This window comes from Clostridium nigeriense (assembly GCF_900086595.1).
Taxonomy (GTDB): domain Bacteria; phylum Bacillota; class Clostridia; order Clostridiales; family Clostridiaceae; genus Clostridium; species Clostridium nigeriense.
Genome location: NZ_LT575472.1, coordinates 2,587,677 through 2,611,607 on the forward strand (window position 1 = coordinate 2,587,677; position 23,931 = coordinate 2,611,607).

At 29.3% G+C, this 23,931-nt stretch carries 22 protein-coding genes; 4 read left to right on the forward strand and 18 right to left on the reverse strand.

Features of this window, described 5'->3' with window-relative positions:
* The first annotated feature begins 104 nt into the window (after positions 1–104).
* The gene (locus BN6774_RS12220; RefSeq protein ID WP_066894119.1) at positions 105–2,750 is read left to right on the forward strand and encodes a transglycosylase domain-containing protein; all 2,646 of its coding nucleotides are present in this window, start codon (positions 105–107) and stop codon (positions 2,748–2,750) included.
* A gap of 213 nt (positions 2,751–2,963) precedes the next feature.
* Complete coding sequence (locus BN6774_RS12225) at positions 2,964–4,361, forward strand: alanine/glycine:cation symporter family protein (RefSeq protein WP_066894122.1); 1,398 nt, start codon at positions 2,964–2,966, stop codon at positions 4,359–4,361.
* Positions 4,362–4,393: 32 nt separating this feature from the next.
* Here BN6774_RS12225 and BN6774_RS12230 read toward each other — a convergent pair whose 3' ends face one another.
* The 16 genes from BN6774_RS12230 to BN6774_RS12305 all read right to left on the reverse strand — a co-directional run bounded on the left by BN6774_RS12230 (position 4,394) and on the right by BN6774_RS12305 (position 20,520).
* Positions 4,394–5,245 carry a hypothetical protein gene (locus tag BN6774_RS12230; RefSeq protein WP_066894125.1) on the reverse strand — a complete coding sequence of 284 codons (852 nt, stop codon included), beginning with the start codon at positions 5,243–5,245 and terminating at the stop codon, positions 4,394–4,396.
* A gap of 247 nt (positions 5,246–5,492) precedes the next feature.
* Positions 5,493–6,392, reverse strand: coding sequence for a dihydroorotate dehydrogenase (locus tag BN6774_RS12235; protein ID WP_066894128.1), 900 nt, complete (start codon positions 6,390–6,392; stop codon positions 5,493–5,495).
* 20 nt (positions 6,393–6,412) lie between these two features.
* Positions 6,413–7,156, reverse strand: coding sequence for a dihydroorotate dehydrogenase electron transfer subunit (locus BN6774_RS12240; RefSeq protein ID WP_066894131.1), 744 nt, complete (start codon positions 7,154–7,156; stop codon positions 6,413–6,415).
* A gap of 11 nt (positions 7,157–7,167) precedes the next feature.
* Positions 7,168–8,043, reverse strand: coding sequence for an orotidine-5'-phosphate decarboxylase (gene pyrF, locus BN6774_RS12245; RefSeq protein ID WP_066894134.1), 876 nt, complete (start codon positions 8,041–8,043; stop codon positions 7,168–7,170).
* 9 nt (positions 8,044–8,052) lie between these two features.
* The gene (locus tag BN6774_RS12250) at positions 8,053–9,249 is read right to left on the reverse strand and encodes a dihydroorotase (protein ID WP_066894137.1); all 1,197 of its coding nucleotides are present in this window, start codon (positions 9,247–9,249) and stop codon (positions 8,053–8,055) included.
* 17 nt (positions 9,250–9,266) lie between these two features.
* Complete coding sequence (locus BN6774_RS12255; protein ID WP_066894140.1) at positions 9,267–9,698, reverse strand: aspartate carbamoyltransferase regulatory subunit; 432 nt, start codon at positions 9,696–9,698, stop codon at positions 9,267–9,269.
* Positions 9,699–10,622, reverse strand: coding sequence for an aspartate carbamoyltransferase (pyrB, locus tag BN6774_RS12260; RefSeq protein ID WP_207644598.1), 924 nt, complete (start codon positions 10,620–10,622; stop codon positions 9,699–9,701).
* 288 nt (positions 10,623–10,910) lie between these two features.
* A complete protein-coding gene (locus tag BN6774_RS12265; protein WP_066894143.1) occupies positions 10,911–11,891 on the reverse strand; it encodes a LysM peptidoglycan-binding domain-containing protein in 981 nt (326 codons plus the stop codon).
* Between the two features lie 229 nt (positions 11,892–12,120).
* Entirely contained in the window at positions 12,121–14,745 is a 2,625-nt protein-coding gene (adhE, locus tag BN6774_RS12270) for a bifunctional acetaldehyde-CoA/alcohol dehydrogenase (RefSeq protein WP_066894146.1), read from the reverse strand.
* Positions 14,746–15,259: 514 nt separating this feature from the next.
* Positions 15,260–16,054, reverse strand: a complete 795-nt coding sequence (locus BN6774_RS12275; protein WP_066894149.1) for an ABC transporter ATP-binding protein — start codon at positions 16,052–16,054, stop codon at positions 15,260–15,262.
* Entirely contained in the window at positions 16,020–16,937 is a 918-nt protein-coding gene (locus BN6774_RS12280) for an ABC transporter permease (RefSeq protein ID WP_066894152.1), read from the reverse strand. The genes BN6774_RS12275 and BN6774_RS12280 overlap by 35 nt, the downstream gene beginning before the upstream one ends.
* Positions 16,937–17,941 (reverse strand): ABC transporter substrate-binding protein, encoded by a 1,005-nt coding sequence (locus tag BN6774_RS12285; protein WP_066894155.1) that lies wholly within the window; start codon positions 17,939–17,941, stop codon positions 16,937–16,939. Before BN6774_RS12285 ends, BN6774_RS12280 begins: the two co-directional genes overlap by 1 nt.
* 267 nt (positions 17,942–18,208) lie before the next feature.
* On the reverse strand, positions 18,209–18,622 hold the full coding sequence (locus tag BN6774_RS12290; protein WP_066894158.1) for a HutP family protein: 414 nt from the start codon (positions 18,620–18,622) through the stop codon (positions 18,209–18,211).
* Between the two features lie 36 nt (positions 18,623–18,658).
* Complete coding sequence (locus BN6774_RS12295) at positions 18,659–19,111, reverse strand: MarR family winged helix-turn-helix transcriptional regulator (protein WP_066894160.1); 453 nt, start codon at positions 19,109–19,111, stop codon at positions 18,659–18,661.
* A 119-nt stretch (positions 19,112–19,230) separates the two neighbouring features.
* The gene (locus tag BN6774_RS12300; RefSeq protein ID WP_066894164.1) at positions 19,231–19,935 is read right to left on the reverse strand and encodes an MgtC/SapB family protein; all 705 of its coding nucleotides are present in this window, start codon (positions 19,933–19,935) and stop codon (positions 19,231–19,233) included.
* Positions 19,936–20,115: 180 nt separating this feature from the next.
* Positions 20,116–20,520: a hypothetical protein gene (locus BN6774_RS12305; protein WP_066894167.1), complete on the reverse strand. Its 405-nt coding sequence runs from the start codon at positions 20,518–20,520 to the stop codon at positions 20,116–20,118.
* Between the two features lie 280 nt (positions 20,521–20,800).
* On the opposite strand from BN6774_RS12305, the gene BN6774_RS12310 reads away from it, so the two are divergent.
* Both BN6774_RS12310 and BN6774_RS12315 read left to right on the forward strand, forming a co-directional pair.
* Positions 20,801–21,121, forward strand: coding sequence for a YqfO family protein (locus BN6774_RS12310; protein ID WP_066894170.1), 321 nt, complete (start codon positions 20,801–20,803; stop codon positions 21,119–21,121).
* 69 nt (positions 21,122–21,190) lie between these two features.
* On the forward strand, positions 21,191–22,462 hold the full coding sequence (locus BN6774_RS12315) for an FAD-dependent oxidoreductase (protein WP_066894173.1): 1,272 nt from the start codon (positions 21,191–21,193) through the stop codon (positions 22,460–22,462).
* 72 nt (positions 22,463–22,534) lie between these two features.
* On the opposite strand, the gene BN6774_RS12320 is transcribed toward BN6774_RS12315, so the two are convergent.
* A complete protein-coding gene (locus BN6774_RS12320) occupies positions 22,535–23,329 on the reverse strand; it encodes an RnfABCDGE type electron transport complex subunit B (RefSeq protein WP_066894176.1) in 795 nt (264 codons plus the stop codon).
* 12 nt (positions 23,330–23,341) lie between these two features.
* Positions 23,342–23,920, reverse strand: a complete 579-nt coding sequence (gene rsxA / locus BN6774_RS12325) for an electron transport complex subunit RsxA (RefSeq protein ID WP_066894179.1) — start codon at positions 23,918–23,920, stop codon at positions 23,342–23,344.
* Between the last annotated feature and the right edge of the window lie 11 nt (positions 23,921–23,931).

The window sequence follows — 23,931 nt, forward strand, 5'->3', positions numbered from 1 at the left end:
CACCTTCTAGAGTTATTATTTTACTCTTTATATAAATATGCTATAATATACTATATTATTTATTCTACACCATTAAATAATTATAAATTATAAGGGAGGAACAAATGGCTAATAAAGACACTTCTAGAACAGAAAAAAGCCAAGCTAATGTTAAGAAAAATAAGAACAATAGCAAAAAAAATAAAAAGAATAAAAATCAACCTAAATATAAGAAAATTTTGAAAGGTACATTTCTTGGAATACTAATAGCAGGCCTTCTATGCTTTGTAGTTGGACTTGGTTATGTATTTGCAATAATAAAAAGCACTCCGCCTCTAGATGTAAATGCGGTTTTAAGTTTAAATGAACCTTCTATGCTCTATGATAGTAAAGGGGAATATATTGATAACCTACCAACCAACGAAGAAAGATATAAAATAGGTTTAGATGAAATGTCTGACTATCTTAAGGATGCTTATATATCAATAGAAGATGAGCGTTTTTATAAACATAATGGTATAGATATAAAGAGAACTTTAGGATCTGCCTTTAGATCTGCAATTTATTTCTTTACTGGTAAAGGAAATATTCAAGGTGGTTCTACTTTAACACAACAATTAATAAAGAACACCTTATTAACTAATGATGTTAAGATAGAAAGAAAAATTAGAGAAATTTATCTTTCTATAAGTTTAGAGAATAAACTTTCAAAGGATGAAATTTTAAAAGCATACTTAAATACTATTCCTTTAGGTGGTAAGATTTATGGTGTTGAAGCTGCTGCTAAATATTTCTTTGATAAAAGTGCAAAAGATTTGAATTTACCAGAATCAGCTTTTATAGCAGGTTTAACTCAAGCACCTTCAGCATACAGTCCATATAATCCAGATAATATTGAGGATCCAACTATTTACTTAGATAGAACTAAAACTGTTCTTATGAAAATGAGGGACTTAGGTAAAATAACTCAAGAGGAATATGATGAAGCATATGCTTTTGTTGATGCAAATCAATTTGCATTTTCTCAAACAGTTGTTACTTATAAAATAAATTATGAATGGTTTGTTTACCCAGCATTAGAACAAGTAAGAAATGACTTAAAAGAGACATATAAATACACTGATGAAGATGTAGATAGGCTTTTCTCTACAGGTGGTCTTAAAATATATACTACTATGGATAGAGAAATGCAAGATTCTACTCAAGCTGTTTTAGATGATAGAAATAGTATAAAGCAACTTGATATATATGCAAATCCAGAAGTAACTGATGAAAATGGAACTCCAGCACTTCAAGCTGCTGCTGCAATTATGGATTATAGAACAGGTGAAGTTAAAGTATTAGTAGGTGGTAGAGGTGAACAACCTGCAAGATCAACTAATAGAGCTTATGATGCATTAAGATCCATAGGTTCTACTACTAAACCATTAACAGTTTATGGACCTGCTATAGATACAAAAGCAGTAACTGCTGGAACAGTTTTTGATGATGCTTTATTACCTGCTTCAATTAGGGCTAAATATAATAATTATAATCCTCAAAACTGGAATTTTAAATCTGATGGATATATTACAGTTAGAGAAGCACTTGCATTATCTAAAAACGTACCTACTGTTATGGTTGAAGATAAACTTGGGGTTGAAAACGGATTATCTTATGGAGAAAAATTAGGACTAATTTATGGCCCAGATTCAAAAACTATATCAGTTTTATCATTAGGTGAGTTTACTGGTACAAACAGTGACGGTACCATTGATGGCGGAAATCCATTTATATTAGCTTCTGCCTTTGGTACATTTGGAAATAATGGATTATACACTGAACCTATGCTATATACTAAAGTTGTAGATGCTAATGGAAAAGTTTTATTAGAAAAGAAACCTAACCAAGAGCAAATTTTTTCACCACAAACAGCTTATATAATGAGAGACTTGTTAAAGGGACCTTTAACCTTTGATGGAGCTTTAGCAAAGCTTCCTAATATGCCTGTTATAGGTAAAACAGGGACTACTAGTCGTGTTACAGATTTCTTATTTGCTGGATTAACACCTTATTATTCAGGAGCTGTTTGGATTGGATATGATAACCATGATCCAATGGGAGGTGCAAGCTATAGTTCATCTGCAGCATCATTATGGGGTGCTATGATGGCTCCTATTCATGCCAATCTAGAATATAAGGAATTTGATGGAAACCCTGGTGGAGTTACTACAGTTGCAATTTGTAAGGATTCAGGCAAAAGAGCTACAGATCTTTGTACAAAAGACCAAAGAGGCTCTAGAGTTTATACAGAAATGTTTATATCTGGAACAGAACCTTCAGGAGTATGTGATGTTCACGTAACAGCTAAAGTAAATAAAAATAATAATAAATTAGCTACTGAAAATACTCCAAAAGATTTAATAGAAGAAAGGGTATTTATAAAGAAAGAAAATGCATCTAAGGATGCTGCTGATTATAAATATGTTCTTCCAACTGAAAAAGATGATACAAAAGCAGTTGTAAAAAATGAAGAATTTAAGTTATCAGATTTAGGTATTACTATAGGAAGTAATGCTGATGAAGCAGTAAATATACTAAAATCTAAAGGTGTTACTGTGAATATTAAGAATAATGAATCTACAAATAGAAAAATCAAGAGTTTATCTTCTGATAAAGCTAAAAAAGGTGATACTATTATAATAGAATTAGAAAGCAGTACTGGTAATGGTACTGGTAATGGTAATGATTCCCCTACTGTGGAAAATCCAACAGAAGATGCTGAAGATTAATAATAAAAAAATGAGAGCAAATTGCTCTCATTTTTCATTTTAAAATATGAATAATATATTTAAACATTATTCAATATATGTAGTTTCAACATATAAAAATCGGTTCTTTTTAACAATATATGAAATATAATTACTTTTTTCTTGCATTTTTTTTGATTTTAATATATTATATTTTTTATAAAAATATAACTAATGACAAGGAGGACTAATTTTATGGAATATATAAATAATGCAATACTCGCATTTAATGACGTATTATGGACTTATATCTTAATAGCAATGCTAATAATAATTGGCCTTTACTTTACTTTTAAAACAAAGTTTGTTCAGTTTAAAAATATTAAAGAAATGTTTAGATTATTATCTGATGGAGCAACCGGTGATAAAGATACTAATTCAGTTTCATCCTTTCAAGCTTTTTGTATCAGTACAGCTTCAAGAGTTGGAACTGGTAATCTTGCAGGAATAGCTACTGCTATCTCTATTGGTGGACCTGGCGCTATATTTTGGATGTGGTTAATAGCTTTAATAGGTTCCGCATCAAGCTTTATTGAATCTACCTTAGCACAAGTTTATAAACAAAAAGATGGAGATAACTTTATTGGTGGGCCTGCATATTACATGGAAAAAGGGCTTAAAAAAAGATGGATGGGAGTACTATTTGCAGTACTAATAACTATAGCTTTTGGATTAGTATTTAACTCTGTCCAAGCCAATACAATTGCACTTTCCTTAAATAGCTCTTTTGGCTTTAATAAAATGGTAATTGGTTCTATTATAACTATATTAACTTTAGTTATTATATTCGGTGGAGTAAATAGAATAGCAAAGGTTTCATCAGTTCTTGTTCCTATTATGGCTATTGCATATATAGTTGTTGCTTTATTTATAGTTTTCAAAAATATTAGCTTATTACCTAATGTACTTAAAATGATTTTTGAAAATGCTTTTGGAGTACATCAAGTTGTAGGTGGTGGAATTGGAGCTGCCTTAATGCAAGGTATAAAAAGAGGATTATTTTCTAATGAAGCTGGTATGGGTTCTGCACCAAATGCAGCTGCTACTGCAACAGTGTCCCACCCAGTTAAACAAGGATTTATTCAAACTCTCGGTGTTTTCACTGATACATTAATAATTTGTAGCTGTACAGCATTTATTATTCTATTATCTAATGTTCCACTAGATGCCTCAGTCAAAGGTATTGAACTTACTCAATTAGCTTTAATTAACCAAGTTGGATCATGGGGTGGAATATTTATATCTATCTGTATATTACTTTTTGCTTTTAGTTCAATAGTTGGAAATTACTATTATGGTGAAGCTAATATTCAATTTATAACTACTAAAAAGATTTACTTAAATATATATAGAGTCTTTGTTGGATTTATGGTTTTCTTTGGATCATTAGTAAGCATGGATCTTGTGTGGAATTTAGCTGATGTATTTATGGGATTAATGGCAATTATTAACTTAATAGCTATAGTTTTATTAAGTAAAGTAGCCTTTAAAGCTTTAGAAGATTATAAATCTCAGAAAAGAAAAGGCATCAAAGACCCAATCTTTAATGCATCCTCAATCTCAGAATTAGATAATGAAGTAACAGAATGGTAATATTAAAAGAGCTGCCTAATGACAGCTCTTTATTATTTTCTTGCTACTGCTTCTAAATTGTAATTAACTATTTCGCCTGTATCGGCTCTTACTAATGAAATACAAGTATCTTTTTTATTTTCTTCTTTATTATCATTATTTATTTTTATGTTAAATATATATGCTAGTACCATTTCTTTATCTGAAATATTAACATATCCTAACATTGGTTCTTCTACTAAAGTTATATCTAACTTTAATCTTTTAAAATTATCCTTTAAAATATTAGTTGCTTCTTCTTCATCAATGTTGATTTTTTCAATATATTTCATATCATTTATAGGATAATTAGTATAACCTTCTAATTTTCCTGTAATTTTATTAATTAACGTATTTATTTCCTGTGTGTAATATGGATAACCATCTCTATATTTATAAAATATTATATTATATACTGGACTAGCTACCCCTTCTTGAACTCTAATTTCTTTAAACTTACAATCGTCTTTAGTAATTTTAGATAAATATGATTTTGCCAGATATATTGCATCATCTTCTTTAATATAATTTGATCTAGTATTAGCATCCTCTATACTTTTATTTAAAAAACCTAATATATTATAATCCTTATCTATACTAACTGCATAATCTCCAACTATTACAGAATATTTTATTTTAGAATTTTCGTTAGAGGCTTTATTTAAAGCTTCTTCTTTAACAACTTCATTTTTTATTTCTTTATTTTCTTCTATTACTCCACTATCATATAAATCTGAAATAAAGTTCTTTGCAACTTTTACTTCCTTTGTGCCTCTATTTAGTATATTACTTACTATAAGTCCTATAAGTAATAACAATACTATAATAACTACACTAAAAACTATACTTGCTTTTTTTATTCTCATTGTATCCTCCTTAACTACTATATTAATAAAACTCTAAAGTTCTATTCATACAATGATTTTATTATATTATTGTTCATTATATATTCTACCTTATTTGCCAAACAATATAAAGCTATTTCTTAAAATTTTCTTAAGAAATAGTTATATATAATGTATTGCTTTTATCAATTACTGGTATAATAAAAAAAGCTGTCTAAGACAGCCTTTATAATATACTTTTTACTATTTCTACATTACTTACTATTAATTATCTTATGCATCCTACTATTTCATTTATATCCTTGATACCTTGTGATATACAGAATGCTTCCATTTCATTAATAATTTCTTTACCAGCCATAGGGTTAATAAAGTTTATAGTTCCTATTTGAATTGCTGAAGCGCCTGCCATCATAAACTCTATTGCATCTTGTCCATTCGAAATACCACCTAACCCTATTACAGGTATATTAACAGCTTTTGATACTTCATGAACCATCCTAAGGGCTATAGGTTTAACAGCTGGACCTGAAACTCCTGCATACATATTATTAAATACAGGCTTTCTTTTATAAGGGTCTATTGCAAAGCCCTTTAATGTATTTATTAAAGATATAGAATCAGCTCCTGCTTCTTCACAGCTTATAGCCATTCTAACTATATCTTCTGCATTTGGGGATAATTTAACCATTAAAGGCTTATCAGCTATTTTCTTTATTTTAGAAACTACATCATAAGCTACATTAGACTTTATTCCAAAAGCCATTCCACCTGATTTAACATTAGGGCATGATATGTTAAGCTCTATCATATCAATGTCAGTTCCTCTTAATTTTTCTATAGCTTCTTCATAATCTTCCATGCAACCTCCACCAACATTTGCAATAATGTTAGTTCCTAAAGTTTTCATTCTTGGAAGTTCTTCAGATATAAACTTATCTATTCCTGGGTTTTGTAATCCTACTGAATTCATCATTCCTGATGGTGTCTCATAAACTCTAATTCCATCATTACCTTCCTTAGGATTTAAGGTAAGTCCTTTTGAGGATATTCCACCTAATATTCCTACATCATAAAAATTATTATATTCTGCTCCAAATCCAAAGGTTCCTGAGGCAGCTATTACTGGATTTTTAAATTCTACTCCATTTATATTTACCTTTAACATTTTAATTTCCTCCCTTGATTTTAAAGCTCAACATAATATCCATCAAAAACTGGACCATCTTTACAAGTTCTCTTATTACCATCCTTAGTCTTGCAAGTACATACTAAACAAGCACCTACTCCACAAGCCATATGCTTTTCCATAGATACATAAATTTTTACATTCTTCTCTTTACACATATCTATTACTTTTTTCATCATTATCTCTGGTCCACAACAAAGAACTGTTTCATATTCTTCTACTTTAAGAATATCAGTTACAAATCCCTTATGTCCATGCTTTCCAGTGTTAGTAGTTACATATGTATTATCAGCATATTCCTTTATTTCATCTATTAAATAAATATCATCTCTAAATCCTGCATATAAGTCTATTTTTGAATCCTTATTATTTTCTCTTAGCTTTTTAGCCACCTCTAACATGGGCGCTGTGCCGATTCCCCCTGAAACTAATGCTACTTTACCAAGGTCCTCATAAACATTAAATCCATTACCTAAGGGGCCTGTAAGATTTATGTAATCTCCTTTTTTAAGGTCTACATATTCTTTAGTACCATTTCCAACTACAGCATATAAGAAAGTTATAGTCCCTTCATTTTTTTCACATACACTAATAGGTCTTGGAAGTAGAGTTTGTCCATTTAATTTTAACATGTAAAATTGTCCAGCTCTTACTTCATTGTTATCCTCTACAACCATTTTGTATATTCCAGGAACTATATTCTCATTTGATATAACTTTTGATTTAGTATAAGCCATCTTCATTAGCTCTCCTCCTATAGACTATCCACTGCAGCTTTTATTTCATCTCTCATTCTAATAGCTTCTTCTCTTGCACATGCTGCAAATTCTTTTTCTCTTCCTTCTTGCTTTTTATAAGCTAAAAGTATAGCTCTTGAAGAATTAACAACTCCGCCATTTCCATTGTTTAAATATAAAGCTACATCTTCTGCTTTTCCACCTTGAGCTCCATATCCAGGTATTAAAAAGAACATATTTTTAAATCTTTTTCTTATCTCAATTCCCTCTTCAACATGAGTACATCCTATTACTCCACCTATACTTGAATAACCACAGTCTCCAGACACTTTACTTCCCATTTCAATTAGTTTATCTCCAACAACTTTGTAAACATCTCTTCCGTCTTCTACTTTTAACATTTCTATATCTTCCGCACCTGGATTTGAAGTTCTAACTAGTGTAAAAACTCCCTTATTCCCTTTTTCCATATATGGCATATAAGGTTCTATACTATCCATTCCCATATAAGGACTTAAAGTGATAAAATCAACTTCAAAATCCCCTTCAAAATGAGCTTTGGCATATTGCTTAGCTGTTGCTGCTATGTCCCCTCTTTTTATATCTGCAATTATAATTGCATCCTTTGCTTTTAAATAATCTAATGTTTCTTTATATGCAAGCATTCCCTTTAATCCTAAAGCTTCATAATAAGCTATTTGAACTTTAAAACAAGAAGCCACATCTATAGTTGCATCTATTATTTGTTTATTAAATTCAACTAAAGCTTCTGTCTCACTTCTTCCTTCAAAAAGATGACTTGGTATATATTCAATAGCAGTATCTAAACCTACGCATACCACTCCTCTTTCCTCTACTCTCTTATATAACTTATCTATTATAAAACTTTTCATATTATCCTCCTACTTCTTATAAAGAATTCTCCCTGACTTTATAGTCATTTGAACTTCACCATAAAACTCCATACCTTCAAAAGGTGTATTCTTAGCTTTTGAATGAAAATCCTCTGAATTTACAACTATCTTTTTATCCAAATTTAGTATTACTAAATCTCCATCCATACCTGGGCTAATAATTCCTTTATTCATTCCAAGTATTTTAGCTCCATTCCTAGACATTATCTCACTTAGTTTATTTAAAGTTATTTCTCCACTTTTAACTAAACTTGTATAACAAATTGGAAAAGCAGTTTCTAGCCCAATCATTCCAGGAGAACCTTTTTCTTTGTCTTCTTTTGTATGTGGTGCATGGTCTGTTCCTATACAATCTACTACACCATCTTTAATGGCTTTTATTACTTCACTTACATCTTCTTTTTCTCTTATTGGAGGATTAACTCTGTAATCATTAATATCCTTAGTCAGACATATATGATGTGGAGTAACCTCACAAGTTATATTACTAAAGCTTTTCTTTGCATCTCTAATATATTCAATTGCTTCCTTTGTACTAACATGGCACATATGAAGCCTAGCCCCTGTTTCTTTTGCTAAATATAAATCTCTTAAAGTCATTATATTTTCAGCTATTCTCATATCAAACTCTGAAAAACCTTTATCTTCTGCATGGGACATAATCACCCATCCATATTCCTTAGCCTTAAGCATAGCATTATACATTATCTCAGAATCCATCACCCCTACACCATCATCTGAAATTGCTTTAAGTCTTTTATCATCTATAAAGTTATCTAGGTGACTTAAATCTTTTCCATTAAATCCTTTAGTAACGGAAACACACTGATGTAAATCTATTAATTTTAATTCTTTTTCTCTAGTTCTAACCTTTTCTAAAACTTCTTTATTTGAACATATAGGCTGAGTATTTGCCATTAAGCATACCCCTGTGTACCCTCCTCTTAAAGCTGATCTAGAACCCGTTTCTATATCTTCTTTATAAGTTAATCCTGGCTCTCTAAAATGAGCATGTGTATCTATAAAAGACGGCATTATTACACTGCCTTTTGCGTTTATAGTTTCTACATTTTCTATATTTAAATTTAATCCGACTTCTTTTATTAACCCATTTTCAATATAAATATCTCCATTGAAATCCTGTAAACTATCCACAATTCTAGCATTTTTTATAAGCAAATTCATAATTCAACCTCCTAGGTCTACAAATCTGATAATTTTGTAATATTATCACAGTAATCACATTTGTATGTTCCTTTATCTTCATTTATTAAACTAAATGTGTGAGGTACATAACTTTCTGCTGTAGTTATACATCTTGGATTATTACATATTAAAACTTCTACCACTTTTTCTGGTAATTCTGGTTTTAGCTTTCTTCTTATCTCCCCTTCTTTAACTTCATTTATAGTTAAATGTGGTGATAATAAGCTAAGCACTGTATAGTCAACCTCTGAAGAATTTTCTATTTTAATAATATCTTTTTTTCCCATTTTCTCGCTTTTAACATTCATAATTAAAGCAACTTGACTATTAACTTTGTCTAACTTTAAATAATTAAATATTTTTATTCCCATTCCAGCTTTTATATGATCTATTACTAATCCATCTTTTATACTAGTTATTTCTAACATTTATAGCACCCCCAAAAGTTTTGATATTAGAGCCATTCTTACATACATTCCGAATTCAGCTTGTTTAAAATAACATGCTCTCTTATCTTTATCAACTTCTATAGCAATTTCATTTACTCTTGGTAATGGATGAAGAACTATCATATCATCTTTTGCTAAATTCATTTTTTCAACATCTAATATATAACTATCTTTTAATCTTAAATACTCTTCTTCATTAAAGAATCTTTCTTTTTGAATTCTAGTCATATAAAGTATATCTAATTCATCTATTACATCTTCTAATTTTTCAACTTCTTTGAATTCAATATTATTTTTTAATAATACTTCATCTCTAATATATGAAGGAATTGATAATTCCTTTGGTGATATAAGTATAAATTTTGTTCCTTCGTATCTTGACATTGCTTTGATTAATGAATGAACTGTTCTTCCATTTTTTAAATCACCACATATTCCAATTGTATGATTTTCTAAACCATTTTTTAAGGATTCTATTGTTAAAAGATCTGTTAAAGTTTGAGTTGGGTGCTGATGTCCACCATCACCTGCATTAATTACTGGAACTTCTGAATACATACTTGCAAGTTTCGCTGATCCCTCCATAGGGTGCCTCATTGCAATTATATCTGAATAGATAGATACCATAGTAATAGTGTCTGCTAAAGTTTCTCCCTTAGCTGTTGAACTTGAATTTGGCTCAGAAAAGCCTAAAATTTTTCCTCCAAGTCTCATCATTGCAGCTTCAAAACTAAATCTTGTTCTAGTACTTGGCTCATAAAAAAGTGTTGCTAATATCTTTCCATCACAAACATGTGAATACTCATTTGGATTTTCTATTATTTGATGAGCTAAATTGAATATTTCTTCTAATTCTTCCTTAGAAAAATCCATTGGATCAATTAAATGTTTATTTTTCATAATTATCACTCCTTGTTAACATCTCTGTGTTAAATTTAAAGGTTTTTACGCATAAAAAAACTTCCTTATTTAAAGGAAGACATAATAAACCTAAGTATATAATACTTCTTATCTCCCTTACTAACCTCTCTGGATTAAATTAAAGGTAATCTTTTTTTATAGAATAACATTTATACTATCTATTGTCAATAAAGTATTTTTATAATGCTATAAATAATAGAAAACTCCCGAAGGAGTTTTAAAAACTAAATAATTATAAGATGTTAGAATAAATTTTACCAATATCTATTTTTAATTTATCTTTATAACTTGTCCTGGATATATTAAATTTGGATTGCTTATCCCATTTATTCTAGCTATTTCTTGATAAGTTGTTCCATATTTCGCTGCTATTGAAGATAATGTATCTCCAGACTTAACTGTATAATATATTTCATTTTCTTTTGTTGAGTTTATCTTTAATACTTGCCCTGGATATATCAAATTGGGATTGCTTATCCCATTTATTCTAGCTATCTCTTGATAAGTTGTTCCATATTTTACTGCTATTGAAGATAAATTATCTCCTGGTTGAACAACATAAGTTATAGTAGAACTTGTGCTATTATTTTCATTTGTACTACCACTTGAATTATCACTTGAATTTCCATATCCATTAAAACCTTTTTCTATAATTATACTAGGATAATCCACTAACATATAATTTTGATCACAAACCACTCCAGCAATCTTATTACTTCTAATTAAATTTGTTTCCCCACCAAATTGCCACATTCCGTATTGACCTTCATAAGTGCATTTTTCTGCCCATTGAGCAACCCATATTGCATACCTTCTTCTTATTTCATTATTAATATAACTTTCAAGAAAATATTTATTTGAATAAACTCCAACGAAAAATCCTCTTTCCTCAAGATAGTCTAACCACCCTTTCGAAATGTTAGAAATTTCATTAGCACTTAAATTCTTATGAACATTGTCTTCTATATCAAAGTATATTGGGAGTTCAAATTTTTTATTAATTAAAACATTTGATTCTAAAAATTTAGCTTCTTCTATGGCTTTTTCTACTGAAGTTGCCATGCTATATTGATAAACTCCAACACTTAATCCCATAGCTTTAGCATTTTTATAATATTCTTCAAATCTACTATCCTTACTTGTGTTATAAGCACCTCTTATAATAGCAAATTTAACTCCTTCTTCAGAAGCTTGCTTAAAATTAAAATTTCCTTGCCATACACTTACATCTATACCAAATATATTAACCATTTTAATATCCACCCTTTTAAAAATATAATTTTATTTCTTTAGTTTATTAATTATTCTTTAAATCTTCTCTCTATTTATTATATAGATTAATATATATTATGTTATAAAAAATATCTTTTCCTTCTTAATTTATATAAAATCCTTCATATATAAGAATAATTAATAATATTTAATATAATAAAAGCACCCCTTTCGGAGTGCTTTGGATAAATTTATATACTTTTAACTATTATTTTTTCTTAGTTTCTTTTTTTACTTCTTTAGCCTTTGGACCTTCATAAGCTCTTATATACATTTCTTTTAATTCGCTCATTAATGGGTATCTTGGGTTAGCACCTGTACATTGATCATCAAATGCTTGCTCAACCATTTCATCTAAAGTTGCATAGAACTTAGTTTCTGATACCCCAGCTTCTTTAATAGTCTTTGGCATATTAACTTTTGCTTGTAATTCTTCTACTGCTTTAATTAACAGTTCCACCTTTTCTTCTTCAGTATTTCCACCTAAGCCAAGATGATCAGCAATTCTAGCATATCTCCATGCTGCATTTGGATATTTGTATTGAGCAAAAGCAGCTTGCTTAGTTGGTGCATCTGTAGCATTAAATCTTATAACTTCATTCATTAATAATGAGTTTGCCATACCATGTGGTAAGTGATGGAATGCACCTAATTTATGAGCCATTGAGTGGTTAATTCCAAGGAACGCATTTGAGAACGCCATTCCAGCCATACATGACGCATGAGCCATTTTTTCTCTTGCCTTGACATTAGTTGTTCCTTCAGCATAAGCATCTGGTAAATATTTAAATACTAATCTAATTGCTTCTAATGCTAATCCATTTGTATATTCTGAAGCCATTATTGATACGTATGCTTCTATTGAGTGAACTAATACGTCTATACCTGCACAAGCAGTTAATCCCTTTGGAGATGTCATCATAAGTTCAGCATCTACTATAGCCATATCAGGTGTTAGCTCGTAATCTGCAAGTGGGTATTTAACTCCTGTAGTTTCATCAGTAATAACTGCAAATGGTGTTACTTCTGATCCTGTTCCAGCTGATGTTGCAATTGAAACCATCATAGCTTTTTCACCCATTCTAGGGAATTTGTATATTCTCTTTCTTATATCCATAAATGTCATAGCTAAATCATGGAAGTTAACTTCTGGATGTTCATACATAACCCACATAATTTTAGCAGCATCCATTGCTGAACCACCACCTAATGCTATTATAACATCTGGGTTGAAGTTTAACATTTCCTTTGCACCAGCTTTTGCACATCTAAGCGTTGGGTCTGGTTCTACATCTGAGAATATTTTAAATTGTATTCCATTTCTTTCTAAAACTTCTGTAACTTTATTAGTATATCCCATATCAAATAATACTTTATCAGTTACTATAAATGCTTTCTTTTTACCCATATCAGTTAACTCTTCAAGAGCAATTGGTAAACAACCATATTTAAAGTAAACTTTTTCTGGAACTCTAAACCAAAGCATATTTTCTCTCCTTTCAGCTATACTCTTGATGTTAATTAAATGCTTTGGACCAACATTTTCTGAAACTGAGTTTCCTCCCCATGATCCACATCCAAGAGTTAATGATGGTGCTAATCTAAAGTTAAATATATCACCTATTGCACCTTGTGATGCTGGCATATTAATTAATGTTCTAGCAGTTTTCATTTTTTCGCCAAATTGTAATATTCTATCTCTTGACTTAAGTTGATCTGTGTAAAGAATTGATGTATGACCCATACCACCTAATTCAATTAATCTGCCTGCTTTTTCTAAAGCTTCTTCATAAGATTTAACCTTATACATAGCTAAAATCGGTGATAACTTTTCATGTGAAAATGGCTCTTCTAATTCTACTGATTCTACTTCCCCTATTAAAACCTTAGCTGAAGCTTCAACCTTAACTCCTGCCATTTCAGCAATCTTACAAGCTGATTGACCAACTATATTTGCATTTAAACCGCCTTTTTCATTTAAGATTACTTTTCTAACCTTATCTACTTCTTCACCCTTTAGTATATAAGCCCCTCTATCACTTAACTCTTTCTTAACTTCATCGTAAACTTGTTCTAAAACTACTAATGATTGTTCTGAAGCACAAATAACACCATTATCAAAAGTCTTAGATAATAATATTGAGTTTACTGCCATTTTTATATGAGCTGTCTCATCTATAATTGCTGGTGTATTTCCTGCTCCAACTCCTAATGCTGGTCTTCCTGATGAATATGCAGCCTTAACCATAGCTGGACCACCTGTTGCAAGAATTATATCTGATTCTCTCATAACATTTTGTGATAGTTCTACTGATGGTTCGTCTATCCATCCAATTATTCCTTCTGGAGCTCCTGCTTTAACTGCTGCTTCTAAAACTATTCTAGCTGCTTCAATAGTAGCATTCTTAGCTCTTGGATGTGGTGATATTATAATTGCATTTCTAGTTTTTAAAGCTATTAAAGTTTTGAAAATTGCTGTTGAAGTTGGATTTGTTGTTGGAACAATTGCAGCTATAACTCCTATTGGTTCAGCTACTTTTGTTATACCAAAAGTTTTGTCTTCTTCTAAAACACCGCAAGTTTTCATATCTTTATATTGATTATATATATATTCAGCTGCAAAGTGGTTTTTAATAACCTTATCTTCAACTATACCCATTCCAGTTTCAGCTACTGCCATTTTAGCTAACTTAATTCTATTATCATTTGCTGCTATAGCCGCTTGTCTGAAAATCTCGTCAACTTGTTCTTGAGTATAAGTTGCAAACTTTCTTTGAGCCTCTCTTAATTCTTTGATTCTTTGAGTTAATTCTTGTGCATTTGTTACAGCCATTTTAAATCCTCCTAAAATAATAAGATTTATAATTTTTAAATTATTTTCTTTATTTATAAAATTTCCTTAACTTGATTACAATATCATTGTATTTCATTGTTTATTTTTTGTCAATCTTTTTTGTTAAATTTTTATCATATTTTTTCTATTTTTTTCTTTCATTCTTTAAAAACGGCTTTTATATGCTTATATCAGTCATTTTTTTCTAATATTTGATATAAAAATCCTAACTTAGAAAGTTTATTTTCGCTATTTTCTGATTTTTTAAATTTTTTTGAATAATTTCATGTATTATGATAAATTGATAACTTAATATATTTTTATAAAAACATATCTTAGAAAAGATTTTTCGTTATATATATAACAATCTTTCTTTTTTAATATTTTAACTTTAAATATTATTACTTTTCCATTTAAACTTATTTAATATACATGTAAAAAATATTCTACTTTTTTATTTTTTTCTATACATAAAAAAGTAGAGTATTCATTATAAATACTCTACTAAATATAATTATATTAAAAGGCTTCTATCACTTAAATCATCTTTAATATTTGCATCCTTAAATAAATACATAAGTTTTTCTGTTGTAAGCTCAGATTTTTCTTTATCTCTAACATCAAGTAAAATCTTTCCTCTATGCATCATTATTAATCTATTTCCAGTTTTTATAGCTTGCTTTAAATTATGAGTAACCATCATTGTAGTTATATTAGTATCTTTCAATATTTTTTTAGTAATATCCATTATTTTTATTGAAGTTTTAGGGTCTAATGCTGCAGTATGCTCATCTAATAATAATAATTTGGGCTCTGACATTACAGCCATTAACATAGTCAAAGCTTGTCTTTGTCCTCCTGATAATAAATTGACTTTGTTATATAACTTCCCCTCTAAGCCTAAGTCTAATTCTTTTAAAAGACTTTCATAATAAGGAATTCTTTTTTTTGTAATTCCAAGACCCAATCCAAACTTCTTTCCTTTATTATCTGCTAAAGATAGGTTTTCTAATATAGTCATATTAGGTGCTACACCTAAAGATGGATTTTGAAAAACCCGCCCTATAAGTTTAGCTCTTTTAAATTCACCTATATTTGAAACATCTTTACCATTTAACTCAATTATTCCTTCATCACAATCTATATTTCCAGAAATAATATTTAATAGTGTAGATTTTCCTGCTCCATTAGAACCAATTATAGTAATAAAATCTCCTTCTTTTACTTCAAAAGAAAAATTAGAAAAAACTCTATTTTCATTAATTGTGTTTTCATTAAAGACCTTGTGCAATGCTTGAATCTTCAGCATTTAAATCACCGCCTTCATTTTCCAATATAACTTTTTTAGATTTCCTCCTACTTTTATACTTAAAGGTATCAGAATTTAAACTTAAAGCTAAAATAACTATGATGGCTGTCATAAGTTTTAAATAATTAGGATTTAAACCAAATTTTAAAGCCATTGCTATAGCTAATTTATAAATAATAGCTCCAAATATTGAAAGACTTGTCGCTTTTATAAAGGATATCCTTTTAAACATTGATGAACCAATTATTACAGAGGCTAATCCCATTACAACTACTCCTGTTCCCATACTAGCATCTGAAAATCCTTGATATTGTGCAGTAAGTGCACCACTTAAAGCAACTAATCCATTACTTATCATAAGACCTAATATTTTTATATTACTTTTATTTACTCCTAAAGAAGTAACTAATTGTTCATTATCACCAACTGCAATCAATAAATTCCCTAGCTTAGTTTTTAAGAATAAATCGAAAGTTAATTTTATTAATAAAACAACAGTTATGATTATAAATATTTTATTCTCACCATTAAAAACACTTTTAGTATTAAATAAAGGAATATTTGATTGTCCCATAACAATTAAATTAACTGAATATAATCCAATCATAACTAATATACCTGACATTAAATTAGTTATCTTTAATTTTACATTCAAAAATGCTGTGACAAATCCTGCTAAAGCTCCCCCAATAGTTGCAATTATTAATGCAAACCAAGGGTTTATTTCCTTAAAAAGTAATGCTGCACAAATTGCCGCACCTAATGGATAAGTTCCATCTACAGAAAGATCTGGAAAATCTAATATTTTGTAAGTTATATAAACTCCAATAGCAACTATTCCGAATAATAATCCTTGTTCTAATACATTAATAATTAAATCCACTAATTCACGCCTCCAGTAACCTTGTTTACATCCTTCTCAATATCACTAGGTATACTTATATTTAATTTAGCTGCTACATCTGTATTTATAGTAATGCTCATATCACTTAAAGTAGTTATTTCTATTTCATTGGGATTCTTTCCATTTAATACTTCTGCTGCCTTATATCCTGTCTCTTTTCCTAGCTTAAAATAATCTATTCCTATTGAACATAATCCCCCTTTTGATACTACCGCTTCTTCTGCTCCAAGAATTGGAACATTATTTTTAATAGCAATTTGCCCAACTAAATCATAAGCAGATGCAACAGTATTATCTGTTGGAGTATATAATGCATCTATATCTTTAATTACTGCACTTAAATTTTGATTTATTTCATTAATATTTGTAATACCAATTTCTTTTATGTTTATTCCTAATTTAGTAGCTTCTTCTTTTAAAGAATTAACTTGTACTACTGAATTAGCTTCTGATGTATTGTATATAACCCCTAAAGTTTTAATATCTCCCTTTAGCTTAATTAATAACTCTAATTGCTTGTCTACCGGAACCATATCTGAAACACCTGTTAAATTAGTTCCCGAATTTTTCCAATCCTTTGCTATTCCAGCTGCTATTGGGTCAGTTACTGCAGTAAATACTGTTGGTATATCCTTTGTTGCATTATATACAGCTTGTGCTGAAGTTGTTGCAATAGCTAAAATTAAATCCTTCTTTTCAGAAACAAACTTTTGTGCTATAGTTTGTGAGGTTGGATTATCACCTTGAGCATTTTGATAATCAATAGTAATATTTTTTCCTTCTTCATATCCCTTTTCTTTTAATCCTTCAATAAGCCCTTCTCTTGCAGAATCTAAAGCTGGATGTTGTACTAGTTGATTAATTCCTATCTTATATTTCTTTTCTTCATTAGATGAAGCTTTCTCATCCCCTTTACAGCCTACTAGAAAGCTTGATGCAATTAGTGCCATTAGCACTATTGCTATTTTCTTTTTTCCTACCATATTAACTATCCTCCTATTTTATATCAATGCTATCCAAAATAATAAAACATTACAACCTACAATTCTACATTTCTATTTTATATAAAGATTTATTATTAATTATTCTATAATTTTCTTTATATAGTAATATTCTATCATCTAATTTAATATATTATTGATATTTTGATATTTATCATATAATATCATAATTAGCTTTTTTTGTAAATAAATAAAATATACTAAAAAAAATGTGTATTGAATTATTAAATTCAATACACATTTAAAATTTTACTCTGGTATAGCTCTATGTCCTATTCCTATTACAACCTCATCTAAGTGTAAAAGTCCAACACTTAGAAATATACAAACACTTAAATGTTCTCCTCTTCTAGCAATTCCTACTTTCCCACCTACATTTTGTCCGCTCGCTCTATTCCATACTTGCATTAAAGCATCCCTAGTAGCTCCTATAACTCCACCTTCATGTAAATGTTCTTCTCTAATAAGTCCATTTCTTTTAGATGCAACTAATGCTCTTTCTAATATTTTGGAAGTTGACTCATTTATATTTCCACCTATATTTACAGCAGTCACTATAATCCCTCTCTTCTTAAGTTCGATCTTAAGCTCCTCTTCTTCTTCCCTTGATGAAATAGCCATTCTTGTTGCATACTTAGCAACTTCCAAACTTGTGTTTACCATAATATCCTCCCGTACTTCTTACACATATTAATTATATTATTTTATAGATTCACATTTTATTTTAAAATAATTATTTAACTTCCCTAAAGAACTTATTAATACTTCCTGTTCTCTCTCTGAAAGACTGTCCATCATACTTCTTACCATTTCATTATGAAATCTTTCATGTAATCTATGAGCCACCTTACCTTTTTTAGTTAACTCAACTAAAACAACTCTTCTATCTTCTTCTATCCTACTTCTTTCAACATACCCTTTTTTTATCAGTCTATTTATTGATGTAGTTAATGTTCCAACTGTTATTCCTAAATCTTGTGCAACTTCACTCATCATTCTTTTTTCTTTTCTTCCTATAGCTTCAACAGTATGCATTTCTCTTACTGACAAATCTGAAAAATGCCCATTTTTTAAAGTTTTTTCTTCAATTTGAAGTATTTCGTTAAATATTTTGACTAAAAGTTCATTAACTATACTTACATCTTTTTGCATAATGAAATATCCCATCCTTTTTCTATTGTTCCTTATTAAATAATAATCTAAACTTCAACAAAATTCAATTAGATATCCTATATTTGTCCTAAAATATTTTGATAATCAAAATATTTCCACTAACTAATTATATTTATACTTATTATATAGTTTTTATCTTTTAATTCTTTTATAATTTCATCTAAATGTACATATCTAGGTTTACAAATTATATACTTTGAATAAATTTCTTTACTCCCATTTCCTTGATGATAATATTCTATCCTTTTTATTCTTATTTTTTTCTTTTCTAGTAAATTATCAATTTCATAATTCATATTTTCATTTTCTAAATATCTTACTTCTAATACCATTATTGTATTTCTTGATATAAATTTATCTTCTATCCTTTTAAGAAATACTAAAGTAATGAATATAAGTATAGTTGAAAATATACTAATTAAATATCCACCCATGCCTATGGTTAATCCTAAACAAGCTACTATCCATAAAGTTGCCGCTGTTGTTAAACCCTTTATATTTCCCTTAGTATGAATTATAGCTCCAGCACCTATAAATCCAACTCCAGTGATTACTTGTGCTCCAAGTCTTCCATAATCAATTTTAATTACATCAGATAAGCTTTTATTTACTTCTATAATTTCCATAGCTTTATTTCCTATATCAATTTGAAGTAAAGATACTATAGTAGCTCCTAGGCAAACTAATATATGAGTCCTAAATCCAGCTGCTCTATTTTGCAACTCTCTTTCATAGCCAATAATCCCCCCTATTATAAGGGCTAAAACTATTCTTAGAATTATTTCTTTTACAGTTAAATTCATCTTTCCTATTGCCCCCTTATATAATGAAAAGAAAGCATAAATTTTTCATTATTATATTTCTAATTCTATAATATGAAATTAAAATGTTAATTCTATTAAAAATAAAAGATAGAGATAATAATTACTATATTCTATCATAGCAATTATTATCTCTATATTCTAAATGCATAATATGAATCTTTAAATCGTTCCAATAGATAAAATAGTTATCAGTATTCCAATTAATAAAGTTAAATAATAAAAGTTATATATATCTTCCTTAGTGTATAATCTTATTTTATTAACTTTTCCCCTTGGATATATAACTTCTATTTCATCTCCCTTTTCTAATTTACATCTATCTCCCAATAAAGAAACGGCTACTCTTATCTTCTTGTTATTTTCTTCTATTTCTACAATTGGATAGATTTTAGCATTATATACAGTATTATATTCTAATCCAGGTGTTAGGTAGGTATATGCATCAAATCCTATTACTTTAACTTTTTTGATAACAAATACTTTGTCAATAATAATATTCCTAATTAAAGTAAAAGCTGCAATAAAACTTAAGGTTACACCAATAATTGAAAACAAAACTCCCATTTCAATCCCCTCAAATTAAATTTATTTCTTTCACTATATAATATGCTTCAAATTATCAAAAGATATATGATAGATTATCTTTCATAGTTTTATAATAATTTATTTGATTATCTGATATTATTTTTCATTATTTTTATTTTTTATAATAATTTGTTAGTTATTTAGGGGATTTTATGATTTTTTATAAATTTATTTTTTATTTTTATTAGACATTTATTTGGTTTACTAACTTTTAACAATAGTCTATTATTTAATTATAGCTATTATAGGAGGTCTTATTATGAACTATACAAAAGTTAAGTTTGAAATCTATCTTCCTTATAACCATGTTGATAAACTTATGGAATCTATAAACAAGACTGGAGCTTTAACTATTGGAAATTATGATAATTGTATTTCCATAACTGAAGTTACAGGTTACTTTAGACCATTAAAAGGTTCAACTCCTTATCTAGGTAAGGAAAACAGTTTATCTATTGAGAAGGAAGCAAAAATGGAATTTCAATGTCATAAAGATTTAGCTTTAGAAGTAATCAATGTAATCAAAGCTATTCATCCATATGAAGAGCCAGTATACAACATAATCCCTATTATTAATTAAATATATAAGTACCACTTTTAAAATATTAGAATATTTTATTATAAATAGTAATATTCGAGGTATTTTATAATGAAAGTTGTTGTTATAGGTGGAGGCTTTGCAGGATGCCAAGCTGCAATACAAGCAAGAAAGATGAAGGCTGAAGTTCATATCATTGAAAGAACGGATATGCTTCTTGGGGTAGGAAACGTTGGAGGTATAATGAGGAATAATGGAAGATTTACTGCTGCTGAGGAATTGTCTTATCTTGGTGCTAATGAAATAATAGATATTATGGACAATTTAGCTCTTCATGAAAATATTGATTTTGCTGGGCATAAACATGCAAGTTTAACTGATATAGGCAAGGCTGAACCTAAAATTAGAAGATATATTTTGTCTTTAGGAATTAACATACACTTTAAAAGTAGAGCAGTTAATGTAGTTTTAGATAATAATTCAATTCTTAAAATAAAGTTATCTGATGGCTCCTTTATAGATGGAGATGTTTTTATCGAAACTACAGGTTCTACTGGGCCTATGACAAACTGTAATAGGTATGGAAATGGTTGCTCTATGTGTGTGTTAAGATGTCCTACATTCGGTGGCAGGGAAAGTTTAAGCTCCAAAGCTGGTATACCAGATATTATTGGTGAAAGAGCAAATGGTACTCCAGGAGCAATGAGTGGCTCTTGTGAACTTCCACGAGAATCCTTATCTCCTCAATTATTAGAAGAGCTTACCTCTAAAGGAGTTGCTGTAATACCCATTCCTAGAGAAGATATTAATTTAGATAAGCTAGGGCAAAAAGTTTGTCAACAATATGCTTTAAAGGAATTTGCAGAAAATGTAATTTTACTTGATACTGGACATATTAAGCTTATGACTTCTTATTATCCTATTGAAACTTTAAGAAAGCTCCCTGGTCTTGAAGATGCAAGATATATAGATCCTTTATCTGGAGGAACATCTAACTCTATAAGATATTTAGCTTCAAGTCCTAGAGATAATACAATGAAAATTAAGGGGCTTAATAATATGTTTTGTGCAGGTGAGAAATCAGGTTTTTTTGTAGGTCATACTGAGGCTATGGCAACAGGGGCACTAGCAGGATATAATGCAGTAAAATACGTATTAGGTCAATCTCTTTTAGAACTACCTAGAGAACTTGCTATAGGAGATATTATAGCCTTTGCTAATGAAACTTTAAATATAGAGAGTGGTAAAAGTCTAAGGCATACTTTCTCTGGTGGAGATTACTTTGAAAGAATGAAAAAATTAAATTTATATACAACCGATAAAATTAAAATTAAAAGTAGAGTTGAATCTTTATCTCTAATTGGAGTATTCAATAAAGATTAAAATTAAAGAGTTGTAAGTCAAAAATAAAAGTCAAAACTCTCTACAGAGTTTTGACTTTTATAAATTATATTATTAATTATTAATTAATTTTATTGCTCCAGTTGGACACTTTTTAGTACATATTTGACAGTTTACACACTTGTCATAATCTACTTTCGCTAAATTATTTACTACATGCACTGCATCTTTAGGACAATTTCTTTCACATAACTTACATCCTATACATGCAACAGAACAATTTTCTTTAACGTGTCTTCCTATTTCAATATTGTTACATTCAACTCTTACCTTCTTTGAAACAGGAACTGATTCAATTAATCCCTTAGGACAGATATTTATACAAGCTCCACAATTTGTACATTTATCCATATTAACTTTTGCTATGCCATTTACAATTTCTAAAGCGCCAAATTCACAAACATTCACACAGCTACCAAGACCTAAACATCCATATGAACACGCTTTAGATCCACCATCTATCATAAGAGAAGCTGTTAAACAATCATTAACTCCTTCTAAGTCATATCTAGTTTTCGCTGAATCGCAATTACCATTACATTTTACAAAAGCAGTCATTTTTTCAGTTGAATCTACCTTTATTCCTAAAACTGCCCCTATATCTTCCGCTGTTTTAGCACCACCAACAGAACATAGATTAGGCTTTGCACCTTCCATTACAACTGCTTCTGCGTAAGCATCGCAACCTGCAAAACCACATCCACCACAATTCGCACCTGGTAAACACTCTCTTAACTTAGGTATTTTAGGATCAACCTTTACTTCAAAAGCCTTTGACGCAAAACCTAATAGTACTCCAAAAACTAATCCTAGAACTCCTAAGCTTAAAGTTGCATATAAAATATTCATACTAACCCTCCCCTAGTGAATTAATCCTTGGAATCCTAAAAAGGCAATTGACATTAAAGCTGCTGTAAATAATGTAATTGGCAACCCTCTTAGAACAACCGGTATATTTTCATTGTTATCTATTCTTTCTCTAATAAAAGATAATAATACTATAGATAACATATAGCCTGATGCAGCACCTAAACCATTAACTATTGATTCTATAAAATTATATCCTTCTTGAATGTTTAATGTAGCCATACCTAAAACAGCACAATTTGTAGTTATAAGAGGTAAATATATACCTAAAGCTTTATGTAGAGCTGGAGATAATTTTTTCATTGCCATCTCAACAAATTGAACTAATGCTGCTATAACTAATACATTAGCTATTGTTTTTAGATATTCAAGCTCAAATCTAACCAATATTTGTGTATAAACAAGCCATGACATTATTGAAGCTAAAGTCATAACAAATGTAACAGCTAGACCCATACCTATAGCTGCATCTTTTTTCTTAGAAACTCCAAGGAATGAACAAATCCCTAGGAATTTTGAAAGTACAAAGTTATTTACAAGCATTGCTGCTATAAAGATCATAAATAATTCCATAAGTTCCACCC